At 32.1% G+C, this 16,427-nt stretch carries 13 protein-coding genes and 1 pseudogene; 6 read left to right on the forward strand and 8 right to left on the reverse strand.

Features of this window, described 5'->3' with window-relative positions; genetic code table 11:
• Positions 1-75 precede the first annotated feature (75 nt).
• On the forward strand, positions 76-987 hold the full coding sequence (locus J3R86_RS05995) for an aldo/keto reductase (protein ID WP_207516510.1): 912 nt from the start codon (positions 76-78) through the stop codon (positions 985-987).
• 289 nt (positions 988-1,276) lie between these two features.
• On the opposite strand, the gene J3R86_RS06000 is transcribed toward J3R86_RS05995, so the two are convergent.
• The gene (locus tag J3R86_RS06000) at positions 1,277-1,528 is read right to left on the reverse strand and encodes a hypothetical protein (RefSeq protein ID WP_207516511.1); all 252 of its coding nucleotides are present in this window, start codon (positions 1,526-1,528) and stop codon (positions 1,277-1,279) included.
• A gap of 2 nt (positions 1,529-1,530) precedes the next feature.
• Positions 1,531-2,304 (reverse strand): SDR family NAD(P)-dependent oxidoreductase, encoded by a 774-nt coding sequence (locus tag J3R86_RS06005; protein ID WP_207516512.1) that lies wholly within the window; start codon positions 2,302-2,304, stop codon positions 1,531-1,533.
• A gap of 142 nt (positions 2,305-2,446) precedes the next feature.
• Between J3R86_RS06005 and proC the strand changes: the two genes are divergently transcribed.
• Entirely contained in the window at positions 2,447-3,259 is an 813-nt protein-coding gene (proC, locus tag J3R86_RS06010) for a pyrroline-5-carboxylate reductase (RefSeq protein ID WP_207516513.1), read from the forward strand.
• A gap of 414 nt (positions 3,260-3,673) precedes the next feature.
• Here the strand turns inward: proC and rnz are convergent, their stop codons facing one another.
• Positions 3,674-4,594, reverse strand: coding sequence for a ribonuclease Z (gene rnz, locus J3R86_RS06015; protein ID WP_207516514.1), 921 nt, complete (start codon positions 4,592-4,594; stop codon positions 3,674-3,676).
• Between the two features lie 160 nt (positions 4,595-4,754).
• On the opposite strand from rnz, the gene J3R86_RS06020 reads away from it, so the two are divergent.
• From J3R86_RS06020 to J3R86_RS06035, 4 genes are all read left to right on the forward strand, one after another.
• Positions 4,755-5,828: an IS30 family transposase gene (locus J3R86_RS06020; protein ID WP_207516515.1), complete on the forward strand. Its 1,074-nt coding sequence runs from the start codon at positions 4,755-4,757 to the stop codon at positions 5,826-5,828.
• Between the two features lie 875 nt (positions 5,829-6,703).
• Positions 6,704-8,188, forward strand: a complete 1,485-nt coding sequence (zwf, locus tag J3R86_RS06025; RefSeq protein WP_207516516.1) for a glucose-6-phosphate dehydrogenase — start codon at positions 6,704-6,706, stop codon at positions 8,186-8,188.
• Between the two features lie 194 nt (positions 8,189-8,382).
• Positions 8,383-9,249 (forward strand): AraC family transcriptional regulator, encoded by an 867-nt coding sequence (locus J3R86_RS06030; protein ID WP_207516517.1) that lies wholly within the window; start codon positions 8,383-8,385, stop codon positions 9,247-9,249.
• 95 nt (positions 9,250-9,344) lie between these two features.
• Complete coding sequence (locus J3R86_RS06035; protein WP_242685714.1) at positions 9,345-10,226, forward strand: NAD(P)/FAD-dependent oxidoreductase; 882 nt, start codon at positions 9,345-9,347, stop codon at positions 10,224-10,226.
• 171 nt (positions 10,227-10,397) lie between these two features.
• Here J3R86_RS06035 and J3R86_RS06040 read toward each other — a convergent pair whose 3' ends face one another.
• The 5 genes and pseudogenes from J3R86_RS06040 to J3R86_RS06060 form a co-directional block, all read right to left on the reverse strand.
• Positions 10,398-12,050, reverse strand: a complete 1,653-nt coding sequence (locus tag J3R86_RS06040) for a glycoside hydrolase family 13 protein (RefSeq protein WP_207516518.1) — start codon at positions 12,048-12,050, stop codon at positions 10,398-10,400.
• A gap of 12 nt (positions 12,051-12,062) precedes the next feature.
• Positions 12,063-13,073, reverse strand: a pseudogene (locus J3R86_RS06045) (LacI family DNA-binding transcriptional regulator); the annotation flags it as partial.
• Positions 13,074-13,291: 218 nt separating this feature from the next.
• Entirely contained in the window at positions 13,292-13,663 is a 372-nt protein-coding gene (locus J3R86_RS06050; protein WP_207516519.1) for a VOC family protein, read from the reverse strand.
• Positions 13,664-13,784: 121 nt separating this feature from the next.
• Positions 13,785-15,191 (reverse strand): NADP-dependent phosphogluconate dehydrogenase, encoded by a 1,407-nt coding sequence (gene gndA / locus J3R86_RS06055; RefSeq protein ID WP_207516520.1) that lies wholly within the window; start codon positions 15,189-15,191, stop codon positions 13,785-13,787.
• Positions 15,192-15,259: 68 nt separating this feature from the next.
• Positions 15,260-16,390, reverse strand: a complete 1,131-nt coding sequence (locus J3R86_RS06060; RefSeq protein WP_207516521.1) for a M20/M25/M40 family metallo-hydrolase — start codon at positions 16,388-16,390, stop codon at positions 15,260-15,262.
• Positions 16,391-16,427 lie beyond the last annotated feature (37 nt).

The following is a 16,427-nucleotide window of genomic DNA, read 5'->3' on the forward strand; positions in this document are numbered from 1 at the left end:
CACGTTCCTTTAATTTTATTTTATTAATTGATAAACTAGCATTGTTAGTTAAAGTGTATCGAAAGGAGAACATTCATGCAAAAAAATATATTAAAAAGCGGCATTGAATTATCTGAATTAGGGTTAGGTTGTATGAGCTTAGGCACTGATTTTAAAAAGGCTCAACCTATTATAGAACGAGCTATCGAACAAGGTATTACTTACTTTGATACTGCTGATATGTACGATAAAGGTGTTAACGAAGAAATAGTTGGACGTGCACTTAAAAAGTACCAACAAAGAGATGATATTGTTATAGGAACAAAGGTGGGGAATCGTTTAACCAACAATGGTGATACGACTTGGGATCCTTCAAAAGCATATATTAAAGAAGCAGTCAAAGGCTCTCTTAAACGATTAGGCTTAGATCATTTAGATTTATATCAATTGCATGGTGGTACAATTGATGACCCATTAGATGAAACAATTAGTGCTTTTGATGAATTGAAGCAAGAAGGTATTATACGTGCCTATGGTATTTCATCAATTAGACCAAATGTCATTGATTACTATTTGAAACATAGTCAAATTGAAACGATTATGTCTCAGTTTAATCTTATAGATAACCGACCAGAAGATTTATTAGATGCTATCCATGATAAAAATGTTAAAGTTCTTGCTCGTGGCCCAGTATTTAAAGGGTTACTAACAGCGAATAGCGTTGATGCACTTGACCAAAAGTTTAAAGACGGTATATTTGACTATACTCACGACGAGTTAGGAGAAACGATTGCGTCTATCAAAGAAATTGAAAGTAATTTAACTGCTTTAACATTCAATTATTTAACATCACACGATGCTTTAGGCTCAATTATCGTGGGTGCTAGCACTGTTGAGCAACTTGATGAAAATATTGAAAATTACTACAAAAATGTTAGTTTAGATCAAATCAAAGCTGCAAGAGAACGCGTTAAAGATTTACAATATACAAATCATTTAATCAACTAACATCTATTATTACAGTTAAATTGATATCTACTTTGTTTTACTTGAAATATAGCAACCAAATTTAGATCATTGCTCAAATCATTTTTAGATAAGTCAAAATAATTTAAACCTTCTATATAGCTAACTATTTTCAGTTATATAGAAGGTTTTTTAGGTTCTCTAACAAATCGGATTGATACATAATTAAATTTTCAAGCCTCGTACCCCAGCTTAGGAGTCTTGGCTTCAAAATAATTTATATTTTAAATTATTCACTTTTTCTTTATCAGTCAAAAAAATAGAGAACCTATTAATATTGCTTTTTATAGATAATATCGTAAACATCACAATCTTTTGATTGCTGGTTAATACCCACACCTAGGACTTGATTTTGTAGCACCAATAACTTAAATTTCTCTGCAATAAACTGTTGTTCTGTTGAATTTAAAGAATTAAAACATTCTTGGCCAATCAAATCACGAAGTTGAAACGCTTCAAAAGCTTTTTTATCTTGTGCATTTGTTATAGCTTGTTGAACTATCCCTTCTATACTACAAATCAATGTTACTCCCCCTTGTCAACTTTATTACTAAACAGTCTTTTAAAATTTTTTTCAGCAAATCGTGGTGCCAGTTGATACATTTTCAACATATAATGCATCCAACGAGGCGCATTAATTTCTAACTGTCTATTAAGAATACCTTTAATAATTTTATCTGCAAGCTCATCCGCATTAATCATTAATTTTTCAACTTTTTTAGCATATGTGTTGCTAGGATCTGCTTTTTGATGAAATGGTGTGGCTATTGGCCCAGTGTTAACTGTCATAATATGCAATGTTGGTTCTTCTAATCTTAAAGCGTTTAATAATGCATAAATTGCTGCTTTTGAGGCACCGTAGTGAGCCGCATATGCTTGAGTAACAAATGCTGCTTGACTTGTAATGCCAACAATATGGCCATCATCATTGATAAATGGTCGTAATACAGATAACAATAAATTAAAAGCTATAAGATTCAATTGATATGTATTAATCATTTCTTTATCATTATGTTGGTCTATAGCTTTAAAGTAACCCATTCCAGCGCTATAGATAAAGCCGTCTATGTTGGGTAATGATGCGAAAATATTAGCTAAATGTTGTATGTCTTCTTGGCAAGTTAAATCGCATGATACAATTTTTATTAACTCGGGATATTGATTTTTATATAATTGATGTGCTTTGTTTGTATCACGCACTAACAATGTTACATGAACTTTTTTGGCCAACAATTTTAAGACAAGTGCTTTACCAAGTCCACTTGTTCCACCTGTAACAACATAATGTTGTCCTATCAAGTTACTTCCCCCTTTTCTGCTATAACTATACTCTATATTATTTTTATTATTACTTACATGACAATGAGACTCATTATGTTAATATATTATTATAATAAGTAACTAGACAATACAAATCAAAAATTAAAGGGATGTGGCATTAATGAAACTTGTATTTTATGGCGCTGGAAACATGGCTCAAGCAATATTTACTGGCATCATTAACTCTAGTAATTTAGATCCTAATGATATTTACTTAACAAATAAGTCTAACGAACAAGCGTTGAAAGATTTTGCTACTAAACTAGGTGTTAATTATAGTTATGATGATAAACAATTATTAAAAGATGCTGATTATGTATTTTTAGGGACTAAACCTCATGATTTTGATGCGCTTGCTGAACGTATAACTGAACATGTTAGTGAAAGTAATCGTTTCATTTCTATCATGGCTGGTATACCTATAGATTACATTCAACAACAATTAAATTGTAAAAATCCTATCGCACGAATTATGCCAAATACTAATGCACAAGTTGGTCATTCCGTAACTGGAATCAGTTTTTCAACTAATTTCGATCCCAAATCTAAAGATGAAGTGAACGACCTAGTTAAAGCTTTTGGCTCTGTTATTGAAGTGTCTGAGGATCACTTACATCAAGTTACTGCCATCACTGGAAGCGGTCCAGCATTTTTATATCATGTCTTTGAACAATATGTTAAAGCTGGTACAAAATTAGGTTTAGAAAAAGAACAAGTCGAAGAATCTATTAGAAATTTAATTATAGGGACAAGTAAGATGATTGAGCGTTCAGATTTAAGTATGGCTCAATTACGTAAAAATATTACCTCCAAAGGTGGTACAACTCAAGCTGGCTTAGACACATTATCTCAATATGATATCGTGGCCAATTTTGAAGACTGTTTAAATGCTGCAGTTGAACGAAGTATTGAATTATCTAATGTTGAAGATTAATCACTATAAATATTCCTCATAAACTAAATTTTAAGGGTTCTCTAACAAATCAGACTGATACATAATTAAATTTTCAAGCCTCGCTATGCCCAACCTGCATTGCATGAAAAAACTGGACAACCAGTTTTTCTGTGTTGGGTCCCTTCCTAGGGTGCTATCTCAGCCTGTAGTCTTCGACTAGCACTGCTCCCTTAGGAGTCTCGGCTTCAAATTAATTTTCGTTTTAAATTATTCATTTTTTATATATCAGTCCTAAAAAGTAGAGAACCATTTTAAGGGAGTAATATTAAGAAATACATTTTTGAAAACTTATTTCTTAATATCGCTCCCTTATTTATTGTTTTGTAATCAGTAAGTTGACTATATTTAATTGTAATTAATAAAGTAAGTGCTTATATTGATTTCAAAGTAAATTTATATCTTAAAACTATCAAAATCTTTAACAAAGCTAAAGTGTGGTGTATCTGCACTATTCTGTAATTCTTGATTAATTTGTTCGATATCTTCAACATTGTAACGGTTACTTAAATGCGTGATTAAACTATGTTTTACTTGGGCCTTCTTTATCAGCTCAAAAACATCATCAATGTGGCTATGATGATAATTATTAGCGAGTGTTTTTTCACCTTCTATATAAGTCGCTTCATGTATCATTAAATCTGCATTTTGTGCTATGTATTGTTCATTGGCACAAGGTTTCGTATCACCAAAAACAGCAATAATAGGACCTTTTTTTGATTGTCCTCTAAAATCTTGTGATTGATAAAGATGTCCATTATATTCAAATGTATCTTGTAATTTAACTTCTTGATACTTAGGGCCAGGTTCTAAACCAATAGCTCTTAGCGCCTGTACATTAATGGTACCTGTTGTTTCTGGGGCTTCAATACGATAACCATATGATGGTATCCCATGATTTAAGATACGTGCTTCTACAGTAAAACCTTCATGACTATATGATAAGTCCTCATCAATTTCAATATATGTAATAGCATAATTTAAATGAGATTCTGATAATGATAGTGACATTTCCACAAAATCTTTAATACCTTTTGGCCCTATTAATGTAAGGGGCTTTCCATCGCCTCCTTGGAATGATCGACTTGAAAGTAGGCCGGGTAAGCCAAAAATATGATCACCATGCATATGTGTGATAAAAATATGGCTCACTTTTCCTAATTTCAGAGAATGATGTAAAATTTGATGTTGTGTGCCTTCTCCAACGTCGAACAGCCATATGGAATTAGAATACGGTTCTAAGTTTAATGCAATTGCTTGTGTATTTCTTTCTTTTGTAGGTAAACCGGCACTCGTACCAAAAAATGTAACATCCATATATGCCCCTCCTTTTCTTCAATTTATTTTATCATAAAATCATGGTCGTTATTATTTGGTGGATTTTATAATCAACTTAGCCACCTATAAATAAAAAACGTCACGTGAATTTCATGTTATTATTGAGGCTCTCACACTCTTCAATAAAGGATGAATTCACATGACGCAAAATCATTGTAACACGATAAAACATAAAGGAACACACCTAACTTATGAAGAACGCATTCGTATCGAAACCCTTAAAGATTTAGGCTTTTCTAATCGTGCTATTGCACGTGAATTAGGACGTGCGCCTCAAACTATCCATAATGAAATAAAACGCGGTACTACACGTCAAATTTCACGCCAAAAATATCAAGATAAAGTTTATGAATATGAACAATTCCAATATATTCCATCACTCGCACAACAAAATTACTACAAGAATCGACAACGTTGTGGCGCACAATCTTTATGGCGGAAAAATCCTCATTTTATAGCTTGGGCTGATGACTTAATGATTCAACAACGTTGGTCACCTGAAGCTGTTGTGGCATGTGCTCATCGTGAAAATGTATTCCGTAAAGATTTAATACCATGTGTGACAACTTTATATGCTTGGATTAATGATAATATCATGGCGACTAAAAATATCCATCTTTTAGAGAAGTTAAAACGTCGAATGTCTAATCAAACTTATCATCGTACACATCGTCGTATTTTAGGTCCAAGTATTGAACAGCGTCCACAGGACGTCCAATCTCGTCAAACCTTTGGACATTGGGAAATCGATACTGTCATCAGTACCAAAGATAAATCTAAACCTGTCATCTTAACACTCGTTGAACGTGCTACACGTTTTGAAATCTTAAAGCTGATTAATGATAAAAGCGCTCATTCAGTCTCACAAGGATTAACATCAATATTTAAGCATTTAAAGTCGCTCACACCACATATATTCAAATCAATCACAGCAGATAATGGCTCAGAATTCGCATCATTATATGAAGAATTTGGTCATGACATCAATATTTATTTCGCACATCCATTTTCATCATTTGAACGTGGTACCAGTGAAAATCAACATAAAATGTTACGTCGATTTATACCTAAAGGAACTGATCTATCAACCGTGAGTCAATGTCGCTTAAAACAAGTGCAACAATTTATGAATGATTATCCTAGAAAAATCCTAGGCTATGACACAGCTCATCATAGAATGGCTCAAGCATTAAAAGTATTAAATCTATTATAGTTATTTAACAGCTAAATACTTTAGCTGTTACTAACCCAAGATGAGTCATAGATAGAATATCTACCACTCATCTTGGGTTTACAAAACAGAAAAGAGCCTAAAACGTTAGTACTACTTAAAAAATATAAGTGGCTAACTTAAACTTGAAATTTACGGTCGTTATTATTTTAAATTTTATTTAAAATTTTTACTAACTATATCTATGAGATGTATAGTCACACGTCTAAGGAACGTAAAAGAAGCCATTTTAGTGGTAAATAAATGACATCGTCTCATCTTTGTATGACTGACTAATTTTATAAAAGCTCATTCATCAACATCTTAACGATCAAACAGCTATTATCAATCGCACCATATTTAATGACAACTACTTTTGATGTAAGCTCATACTATATATACACAGTAACTTGAGTTATACTAAGCAGTAATAACAATTTTTTGTAATATTATAAGTAATTATATTTTAATAAAAGTTAATACATTCATAGCGACTTTTATTTAAGTGCAATACTCTCAGCATAGTATGTTAATGATTTGTTCGTGTTCGATGTTATACTAGTGATACTAAGATTATTTTTGGAAGTTAACCACTATAATAAAGTTAATGACCATCATATTTTGAAAGTTGTTGCGTCTTGTGTCGTTAGTGGCACAGTGGGCCTGAGATAAAAATATTTCACACTTAGATGCAAGCATTTGGTAGTAACTGTCTGATTTATAAAATGTTTGATTGTCCCGACGATAACTGTCAATCGCTTAATATTAAATCATGTATGCTATTTTCGCAGTCTCTTCAAGCAAATTATATGACGTTTGTGTCGCTTTTACCTTATAATATTAAATTATATATCTAAATAAGAATTGAGGTTTTAATCTTGAGTACTAACAACAAACATATTCCTTGTTTAATCACAATTTTTGGTGCAACTGGTGATTTAAGTCACAGAAAATTATTCCCATCTATTTTCCATCTTTATCAACAGGATAATTTAGATGAACATATAGCAATCATCGGTATCGGACGTCGTGACCTTACTAATGATGATTTCCGAAATCAAGTTAAATCATCAATTCAAAAGCACGTTAAAGATACACATAAAATAGATGCCTTTATGGAACATGTTTTTTATCATAAGCATGATGTCAGTGAAGAAGAAAGTTATCAAGAGTTATTAACATTTAGTAATAAGCTAGATGAAGAATTTAAATTACAAGGTAATCGCCTATTTTACTTAGCTATGGCGCCACAATTCTTTGGTGTCATTTCAGATTTCTTAAAATCATCTGGCTTAACTAAAACAAATGGCTTTAAACGTTTAGTCATTGAAAAACCTTTTGGTAGTGATTTGAAATCTGCAGAAGCACTTAATAATCAAATTCGTAAATCATTTAAAGAAGAAGAAATATACCGAATTGACCATTATTTAGGTAAAGATATGGTACAAAATATTGAAGTATTAAGATTTGCAAATGCTATGTTCGAACCATTATGGAATAATAAATATATTTCAAATATTCAAGTTACGTCTTCAGAAGTATTAGGAGTTGAAGATCGTGGAGGCTACTATGAATCAAGTGGTGCTTTAAAAGATATGGTACAAAACCATATGTTACAAATGGTTGCCTTATTAGCTATGGAAGCGCCTATTAGTTTAAATAGTGACGATATCCGTGCTGAAAAAGTTAAAGTATTGAAATCATTACGCCACTTACAACCTGAAGATGTTAAGAAGAACTTTGTTCGCGGACAATATGGTGAAGGCTATATTGATGGTGAAAAAGTTAAAGCATATCGTGATGAAGATCGTGTTGCCGATGATTCAGAAACACCTACATTTGTATCTGGTAAATTAACGATCGATAATTTTAGATGGGCTGGTGTTCCTTTCTATATCCGAACAGGTAAACGTATGAAAACTAAAACGATTCAGGTCGTTGTTGAATTTAAAGAAGTCCCTATGAATCTATATTATGAAACTGATAAACGTCTTGATTCTAATTTATTAGTCATTAATATCCAACCTAATGAAGGTGTATCGTTGCATTTAAATGCTAAGAAAAACACTCAAGGTATAGAAACTGAACCAGTACAATTATCATATTCTATGAGTGCACAAGACAAAATGAACACAGTAGATGCGTATGAAAATCTATTATTCGACTGTCTAAAAGGTGATGCGACTAACTTTACGCATTGGGAAGAACTTAAATCTACTTGGAAATTTGTAGATGCCATTCAAGATCAATGGAATATGATTGACCCAGAGTTCCCTAATTATGTTTCAGGTACTAACGGTCCACTAGAAAGTGATTTATTATTATCACGTGATGGTAATCAATGGTGGGACGATATTCATTAATTTAATGTTTATAATGTTCAAGCGAATAATAGAAATAGTATAGTCATCGATTATATACTATTTTCTATTACTCGCTTTTTCTATATAACTTATGATTAGTAAACTAATTTAACAAACCACTAACTTATAGGTGTATATTACTTAAAAATAATGTAAAATATAGGTAAATGATTGAATTAATTGGAGTGAAAGTTTTGGACGTTATCAAGCAAATACAACAGGCAATTGTTTATATTGAAGATCGTTTATTAGAGCCGTTCAATTTGCAAGAATTAAGTGATTACGTTGGGCTTTCGCCTTATCATCTTGATCAATCTTTTAAAATGATTGTCGGCTTATCACCAGAAGCTTATGCAAGAGCTCGTAAAATGACTTTGGCAGCTAATGATGTAGTAAATGGTGCAACACGCTTAATGGATATCGCAAAAAAGTATCATTACGCGAATTCTAATGATTTCGCTAATGATTTCAGTGATTTTCATGGTGTATCTCCTATTCAAGCATCAACTAAAAAAGATGAGTTACAAATTCAAAAGAGATTATATATTAAACTATCCACTACTGAAAGAGCTCCTTATCGCTATAGATTAGAAAAAACAGAAGATATTTCATTAGTTGGCTATGTTCGCTTTATTGAAACAAAGGATTTATCGCATCCTTTCAACGTACCCGATTTTTTAGAAGACTTGCTCATCGATGGTAAGATAAAAGAGTTAAGGCGTTATAATGATATCAGCCCTTTCGAACTTTTTGTCGTTAGTTGTCCTTTGGATGATGGTTTAGAAATTTTTGTAGGCGTTCCAAGTGAAAGGTACCCTGCTCACTTAGAAAGTAGATATTTACCTAGCAGACATTATGCTAAATTTAATTTACAAGGTGAAATTGATTATGCAACAAATGAAGCTTGGTACTATATTGAATCTAGTCTACAATTAACATTACCTTATGAACGCAATAGTTTATATGTTGAGGTCTATCCTCTTGATATCACATTTGAAGATTCATTTACTAAAATACAATTGTGGGTACCTGTTAAACAAGGTTCATATCATGAATATTAACAATTAACTAAAAGAGTAGTTTTTTACACTACTCTTTTTATTATTAACAAATTGAAAATTAGAGAGATGTTTACATATGTATGATGTCATCATAATTGGCGGGGGGGCCTGCAGGTCTTGCTAGCGCCTTAACATTAGGACGCGCACTTAAAACGACTTTAGTTATTAATAACGATAGTCCAAGAAATAAAGTTACTGAACATTCGCATGCTTTTTTAACTCAAGATGGTGTTACACCTAGTACTTTACGTCAAAGCGCACAACACGATGTTGACAAATATGCTGACGTAGAACGACTTAACGACACAGTTATTGATATTAAGAAGATTGAACAATATTTTGAAGTACAAACTTTAAATTCAACATTTAAAGCACGTAAAATAATGATTTGTACTGGTTTAAAACAAAAATTACCTACTATAGAAGGTATTGAAGATTGTTATGGCAAATCTGTTTTTTACTGTCCATGGTGTGATGGTTATGAACTCAAAGATCAATCGTTAATCGTATCTGTTCCATCTGAACATATTAGGTTTATGGCAAAATTAATTTCAAATTGGGTTAGCGATATTGTGATGAACCCTTCTGATGGCAACCATTTAACTCAAGAGGACATACAGTACTTTCAAAATAAAAAAATCCAACTTATAAATGGAAAAATTAAACGCTTTGAACATGATAATGGTCAACTAAGTCATGTTATTTTTGAAGATGGTAAGACTATCACACGTTCTGCTGATTTAGTTGGTATTGAATTGGATAGCCATTTCAACTTTTTAACATCATTAAATTTAAAACGAGCAGATGATGATAGTATTGATATCGATGAATTTGGAGAAACATCAGTTAGAGGTGTGTTCGTTGCTGGCGAATCATCAACGATTAGACCTTCACAATTGATTGACGCTGCTTCAAGTGGTAATAATATTGCTAAGTTTGTTGCAATGCAAATCATCGATGAAGATGATATTAAATAATATAACAATAACCTCAGAAAAGGATTTTAACTTTTCTGAGGTTATTTATTACTAGTTAATATGCGTTGATTTATAGCGACATTATTCTGTGTCAAATATAGCTTCTATGTTATGAATAATATTTAATTTTATAGCTAAGTATATGGTTTATTATCGTTACACATTCTAAATTTAGTCGTTAATTTCGGCTACAAATGCCTCAAATGGCTGTAGATGATTTAAATCAATATTATTATCATAATTATGCAGTTTTATCGTTAAGTCTGACTCATTAAATGTAGTATTAAGTTTTGATTTTTCTGCAGTTAAATTTCCTACAACCAATACTTTCTTATCATTTAATGTTCTCGTATAGGCAAATACGTTTCTATTGTCAGCATCTACTAAATCAAATGTACCATATACATAAATATCATCTGATTTACGTAATTGTATTAAGTCTTTGTAAAATTGTAATACTGAATGATCATCGTTTAATTGTTGAGCAACGTTGATCGTACGATAATTAGGATTGACCGGGAACCATGGTTGTCCTTTAGTAAAGCCGCCGTTTAAAGAATCATCCCATTGCATAGGAGTGCGTGAATTGTCACGATTTTCATCTTTATATTTAGCTAATAACGCCTCAACATCTCCACCTTGTTCTTTAACAATATTGTAATCATTTTTAACTGCAACATCATTAAATGTTTCAATACTCTCAAAAGGATAGTTTGTCATGCCTATTTCTTGTCCTTGGTAAATAAATGGTGTTCCTTGTTGTAAGAAGTATACTGCCGCATGACTTGTTGCAGATTCATACCAATATTGCTCATCATTTCCCCAAGTTGATACGCGTCTTGGTTGATCATGATTTTCAATAAATAATGCATTCCAACCCTTACCTTCGAGTTGCTTTTGCCATCTATTTAAAATATCTTTATAAGATTTAACATCAAATTTAGAGTCCCCACTATTCCATAAGCCTAAATGTTCAAATTGGAATATCATATTAAATTTACCATTTTGCTCACCAACCCATTCATCTGCATTATCAGGGCTGACACCATTAGCTTCTCCAACTGTCATAATGTCATATTGGCTTAATGATTTATCTTTCATTTCTTGAAGCCAATCCTGAATTCCTGGTTGATTCATATCAACATCAAAAGCCGGTGCATATGTTTTACCTTCTGGTACTGGTAGGTCACCTGCTTCGAATGTTTTTTTAATATGGGTAATGGCATCTACTCTGAAACCATCAATACCTTTATCAAACCACCAATTCATCATATCGAATACAGCATTTCTAACATCGGGGTTATCCCAATTTAAATCTGGTTGTTTTTTACTAAATAAATGGAAATAATATTGTCCTGTATGCGCATCATATTCCCAAGTTGAACCATTAAAAATACTTTCCCAATTATTAGGTTCAGAGCCATCTGGTTTAGGGTCTTGCCAAATATACCAATCTCTTTTTGGATTATCTTTACTAGATTTTGATTCAATAAACCAAGGATGCTCATCAGATGTATGATTAACCACTAAATCTAATATTAATTTCATATCTCTTTGATGAACTTCATTTAATAGCTGGTTAAAATCAGCCATTGTTCCAAATTCATCCATAATATCCATATAATCACTGATATCATAACCGTTATCATCATTCGGTGATTTGTACATTGGACTTAACCAAATTACATCAATACCTAAGTCTTTTAAATAGTCTAATTTATCAATAAGACCTGGTAAATCACCAATACCATCATTATTACTATCATTAAAACTTCTAGGATAAACTTGATATGCAACTGCTTCTTTCCACCATTGTTTAGTCATTTTAAAACTCCTTTATCTTTGTGTCGATTGTCGTATATTTAATTTAGTATCAACTAATGTATATTGTGCCTTGGGTTGTGGTGTATCATTTAGCATATTTAATACTGCTATACCTGCTAACTTACCTAACTCTTGTGGCTGAATATCTATGGTAGTTTGTGGTGGCGATGCATTAGCAGTTAAATATGAGTCATTAAATGTTGCTGTTATAACATCGTTCGGAATAGATATGTTAAGTTCATATAAAACACTTAGAACTGCTAGGTGCAACATGGCATCAGAGGTGATCACTGCTAACTTATTCCTTTTTAATAGAACAATATTTTCTTTAAAATATGTCATGATTTTATCTCTATTGATATCTAGTTCGACAATTTGATGCTTTATCTGCCGATTCATCACAGTTGTTTCAAAGCCTAATTTTCTATCTTTAAATACTTCAAAATGAGCTGGCTCACATATATAAATGATTTCATCAATATCTTGTGAAATAATATGTTCAGTTAAACGCTGTGAAGCTATAATATTATCATTATCAATATGAGGGATAGTTAAATCTTCATCATTAACAGGTTTGCCTAAGACGACAAAAGGTAGACCTTCTGAACTTAATAACTGTTTAACCGGGTCATCTTCTTTTGAATATAACAACACAAATGCGTCTACCATTCGTTGTTTAATCATTATATGAACTTCATTGACAATATCATCTAGTTGTTTAGATACTGTTGTTTGTGTCCCATAACCACGTTGATTACACTGTTGTGAAATACCCAACAATACATTGATATAAAATGGATTTAAGCGTATTTGTTCATCTGAACCTTTTAATATTAGTCCAATTTTATATGATTGATTTGTCTTTAAAGTTCTTGCAGCTGAATTAGGATAATAATCCAATTTTTCCATTACTTGTGATACTTTAGTTACTGTTTCTTTACTGATGCGTGAATTACCCTTTATGACTCTTGATACAGTTGAGGGTGATACACCAGCTAATTTTGCAACATCTTTAAGTGTGACCGTAAAATCACCTCTTTATTTTCTAAAATAATAGGTAAACGTTTTCAACTACAATTTCAGTTTAGCTATCAACATTTAAAAAGTCAAAACATTTGTGCAAACGTTTGCACAAAATACTAATAAAAAATCTCTTACCCATGTTTGTAAGAGACTTATAATTATTATTTCAGTGTTAGTTATTTAAAATATAACTTATCAATGCTATAAATGCGTGCGTTTTAATCACTGACAGCAAAATAATTACCTTGACCATCTTGGAAATTAAACACACGTGCACCATTCATTTCAATAACATCGTGACCTGTCAAATTCAAACTTTTCAATTTTTCATATAATGCATCAAAATGGGTTTCTTTAAACATTAGTGACGGCGTTCCAAGATTAACTTCAGGACTATATTTTTCAATAAATTCTTTAGACATGATTGATAATGAAGTCTCGGCTGTTGTCGTTGGTGCAACTTCAATTGCTTTATAATCTTCTACTAAATTCGTTTCACTTATAATGACAAAATTTAATGTTTCTGTCCAAAATAATTTAGCTTGTTCAACATTATCCACATATAGCATTACTTGATTCAATTTATCCATATAAAATTCCTCTGTTTCTGTATTATGACAGTTATCATACCATAATATAAATAGTTAATCAGTCCTAAAAGTAGAGAAAACAAAAAAACGGATAGCTATTTGCTATCCGCTTCATTCATTATTATTCTTCAACCCATTGTGTATGGAAGACACCTGGTTTATCTTTTCTTTCGTATGTGTGAGCACCGAAGTAGTCACGTTGTGCTTGAATTAAGTTTGCTGGTAAGTCAGCTGAACGATAACTATCATAGTAATTAATACTTGATGAGAATCCTGGAGTTGAAACGCCATTTTGTACACCAGTTGCTACAACATCACGTAATGCGTCTTGATAGTCAGTTACAATATTTTTGAAGTATGGATCTAATAGTAAATTTTGTAATCCTGGGTTATTATCATATGCATCTTTAATTTTTTGTAAGAATTGTGCACGAATGATACATCCTTCTCTCCAGATCATTGCTAGATCTCCAAGTTTAAGATTCCATTCATTATCTTCACTTGCTTTACGCATTTGAGCAAACCCTTGTGCATATGAACAAATTTTACTCATGTATAATGCTTTACGAATTTTTTCAAGGAATTCTTTTTTGTCACCAGTAAATGACGCTTGTGGACCATTTAATTCTTTCGAAGCATTAACACGTTCTTCTTTAATTGATGAAATAAAACGAGCAAATACTGATTCTGTGATAATTGTCAATGGAATACCTAATTCTAGCGCATTAATTGAAGTCCATTTTCCTGTACCTTTTTGTCCAGCAGTATCAAGAATTTTTTCAACAAGTGGTTCGTTATCTTCGTCTAATTTAGTGAAAATATCACCTGTAATTTCAATTAAATAACTTTCTAATTCACCAGCATTCCAATCTTTAAATGTTTGTGCAATTTCATCATGTGACATGCCTAATAATTCTTTCATCATGGCATAACTTTCAGCTATTAATTGCATGTCTGCATATTCAATACCATTGTGCACCATTTTAACATAGTGTCCTGCACCATTTGGTCCGATATAAGTGACACATGAAGCACCATCTTTTGCTTTAGCAGCGATAGCATCTAAAATGTCAGCAACTTTATTATAAGCTTCTTCTTGACCACCAGGCATTAATGATGGACCAGTTAATGCACCAACTTCACCGCCTGATACGCCCATGCCGATAAAGTTAATACCACTTTCAGCTAATGCTTTATTACGTCTGATTGTATCTTCATAGTTTGTATTACCACCGTCAATTAAAATATCGTCATCATCTAGTAATGGTAATAAACTTTCAATTGTAGCATCAGTCGCTTTACCTGCTTTTACCATTAATAAAATTTTACGGGGTTTTTCTAATGAATTTACAAATTCTTCTAAGGAATAAGTAGGATGAATATTCTTCCCTTTAGATTCTTCTACCATTAAATCTGTTTTTTCACTTGAACGATTATAAACTGAAACACTATATCCACGTGATTCAATATTCCAAGCTAGGTTTTTACCCATTACAGCTAAACCTATAACTCCAATTTGTTGTGTCATATTACTTACCTCACTTGTTCAAATTTTCAATAGTATTGTATCACAAATGTGCTCTTCACTTCACTAAATCAGTTTGATTCGCGTGCTACTATTTTTATTATTTCTAACACTTGTTGTGCTAATAAATTAAGAGATGCTATTGGCATTCTTTCATTTGTAGTATGGATATTTTCATAACCTACCCCTAATATCACTGATGGAATACCTAAAGTGTTAACTATACTACCATCTGAGCCTCCACCTGATATCACAGTATCATTTGGTAGTCCAAGATTCTGAGCACTCAATTTAGCAATGTCAACTACTGGTTCATTGTTGTTAATCTTAAAGCCAGGATAGCTTTGTTCAATCGTTACTTCAGCATTGCCACCAAATTCTTCAGCTGTACTTTCAAAAATGTCTTTCATATGTTCTACTTGGGCATTGATACTGTCATCATTGTGAGATCGTGCTTCTGCTTCTAAAAATACAGTATCTGCCACAATATTAGTTGCTGAACCACCATGGAACTTACCAATATTAGCAGTTGTCTCTTCATCAACTTGGCCTAATTTCATTCTACTAATGGCCTTAGCTGCAATATTGATAGCACTTATGCCTTCTTTAGGCGTACTTGCATGGGCCGTTTTGCCAGTAATTTTAGTTGAAATTAACATTTGAGTTGGTGCTCCTACAACTGTTGTACCAACATCTACATTAGCATCAATAGCATAACCAAAATCTGCATCTAATAGGTTAGGATTTAACTGTTTAGCTCCTAATAAGCCTGATTCTTCACCAACAGTAATAACAAATTGTAATTGGCCATGTGGAAGTTGTTGTTCTTGTAGCACAGTTAACACTTCAATAATAGCTGCTAGTCCTGCTTTATCATCAGCACCTAGAATTGTAGTACCATCTGAGTAAATATAACCGTCTTCATTAATTACTGGTTGTATATTAAGCCCAGGTACAACTGTATCCATATGACTAGTAAAATATATTTTATTCGTATCATATGCAATATTACTAGCTAGCGTACAAACTAAATTGTTGGCTCCTAATTTATCATGTTGACTTGCTTGGTCTTCAACTACTTTTAGTCCTAATGATGAAAATTTATCTTTTAAAATTGGCTGTATTTGTTCTTCGTGTCCAGTTTCAGAATTAATTTTAACTAATTCTAAAAATGTGTCTAACAAACGTTGCTCATTAATCATCCGAAAAACCCCTTTTTAATTATTAATATAATTCTAA

Origin of the sequence: Staphylococcus simiae (assembly GCF_017357005.1) — a bacterium.
GTDB classification, from domain to species: Bacteria; Bacillota; Bacilli; order Staphylococcales; family Staphylococcaceae; genus Staphylococcus; species Staphylococcus simiae_A.

Bases quoted from the DNA above. Each gene is read 5' to 3' on its own strand.
- J3R86_RS05995 (WP_207516510.1), top strand. From the start codon at position 76: ATGCAAAAAAATATATTAAAAAGCGGCATTGAATTATCTGAATTAGGG.
- proC (WP_207516513.1), top strand. From the start codon at position 2,447: ATGAAACTTGTATTTTATGGCGCTGGAAACATGGCTCAAGCAATATTT.
- rnz (WP_207516514.1), bottom strand. From the start codon at position 4,594: ATGGATGTTACATTTTTTGGTACGAGTGCCGGTTTACCTACAAAAGAA.
- J3R86_RS06020 (WP_207516515.1), top strand. From the start codon at position 4,755: ATGACGCAAAATCATTGTAACACGATAAAACATAAAGGAACACACCTA.
- J3R86_RS06040 (WP_207516518.1), bottom strand. From the start codon at position 12,050: ATGACTAAACAATGGTGGAAAGAAGCAGTTGCATATCAAGTTTATCCT.
- J3R86_RS06050 (WP_207516519.1), bottom strand. From the start codon at position 13,663: ATGGATAAATTGAATCAAGTAATGCTATATGTGGATAATGTTGAACAA.
- gndA (WP_207516520.1), bottom strand. From the start codon at position 15,191: ATGACACAACAAATTGGAGTTATAGGTTTAGCTGTAATGGGTAAAAAC.
- J3R86_RS06060 (WP_207516521.1), bottom strand. From the start codon at position 16,390: ATGATTAATGAGCAACGTTTGTTAGACACATTTTTAGAATTAGTTAAA.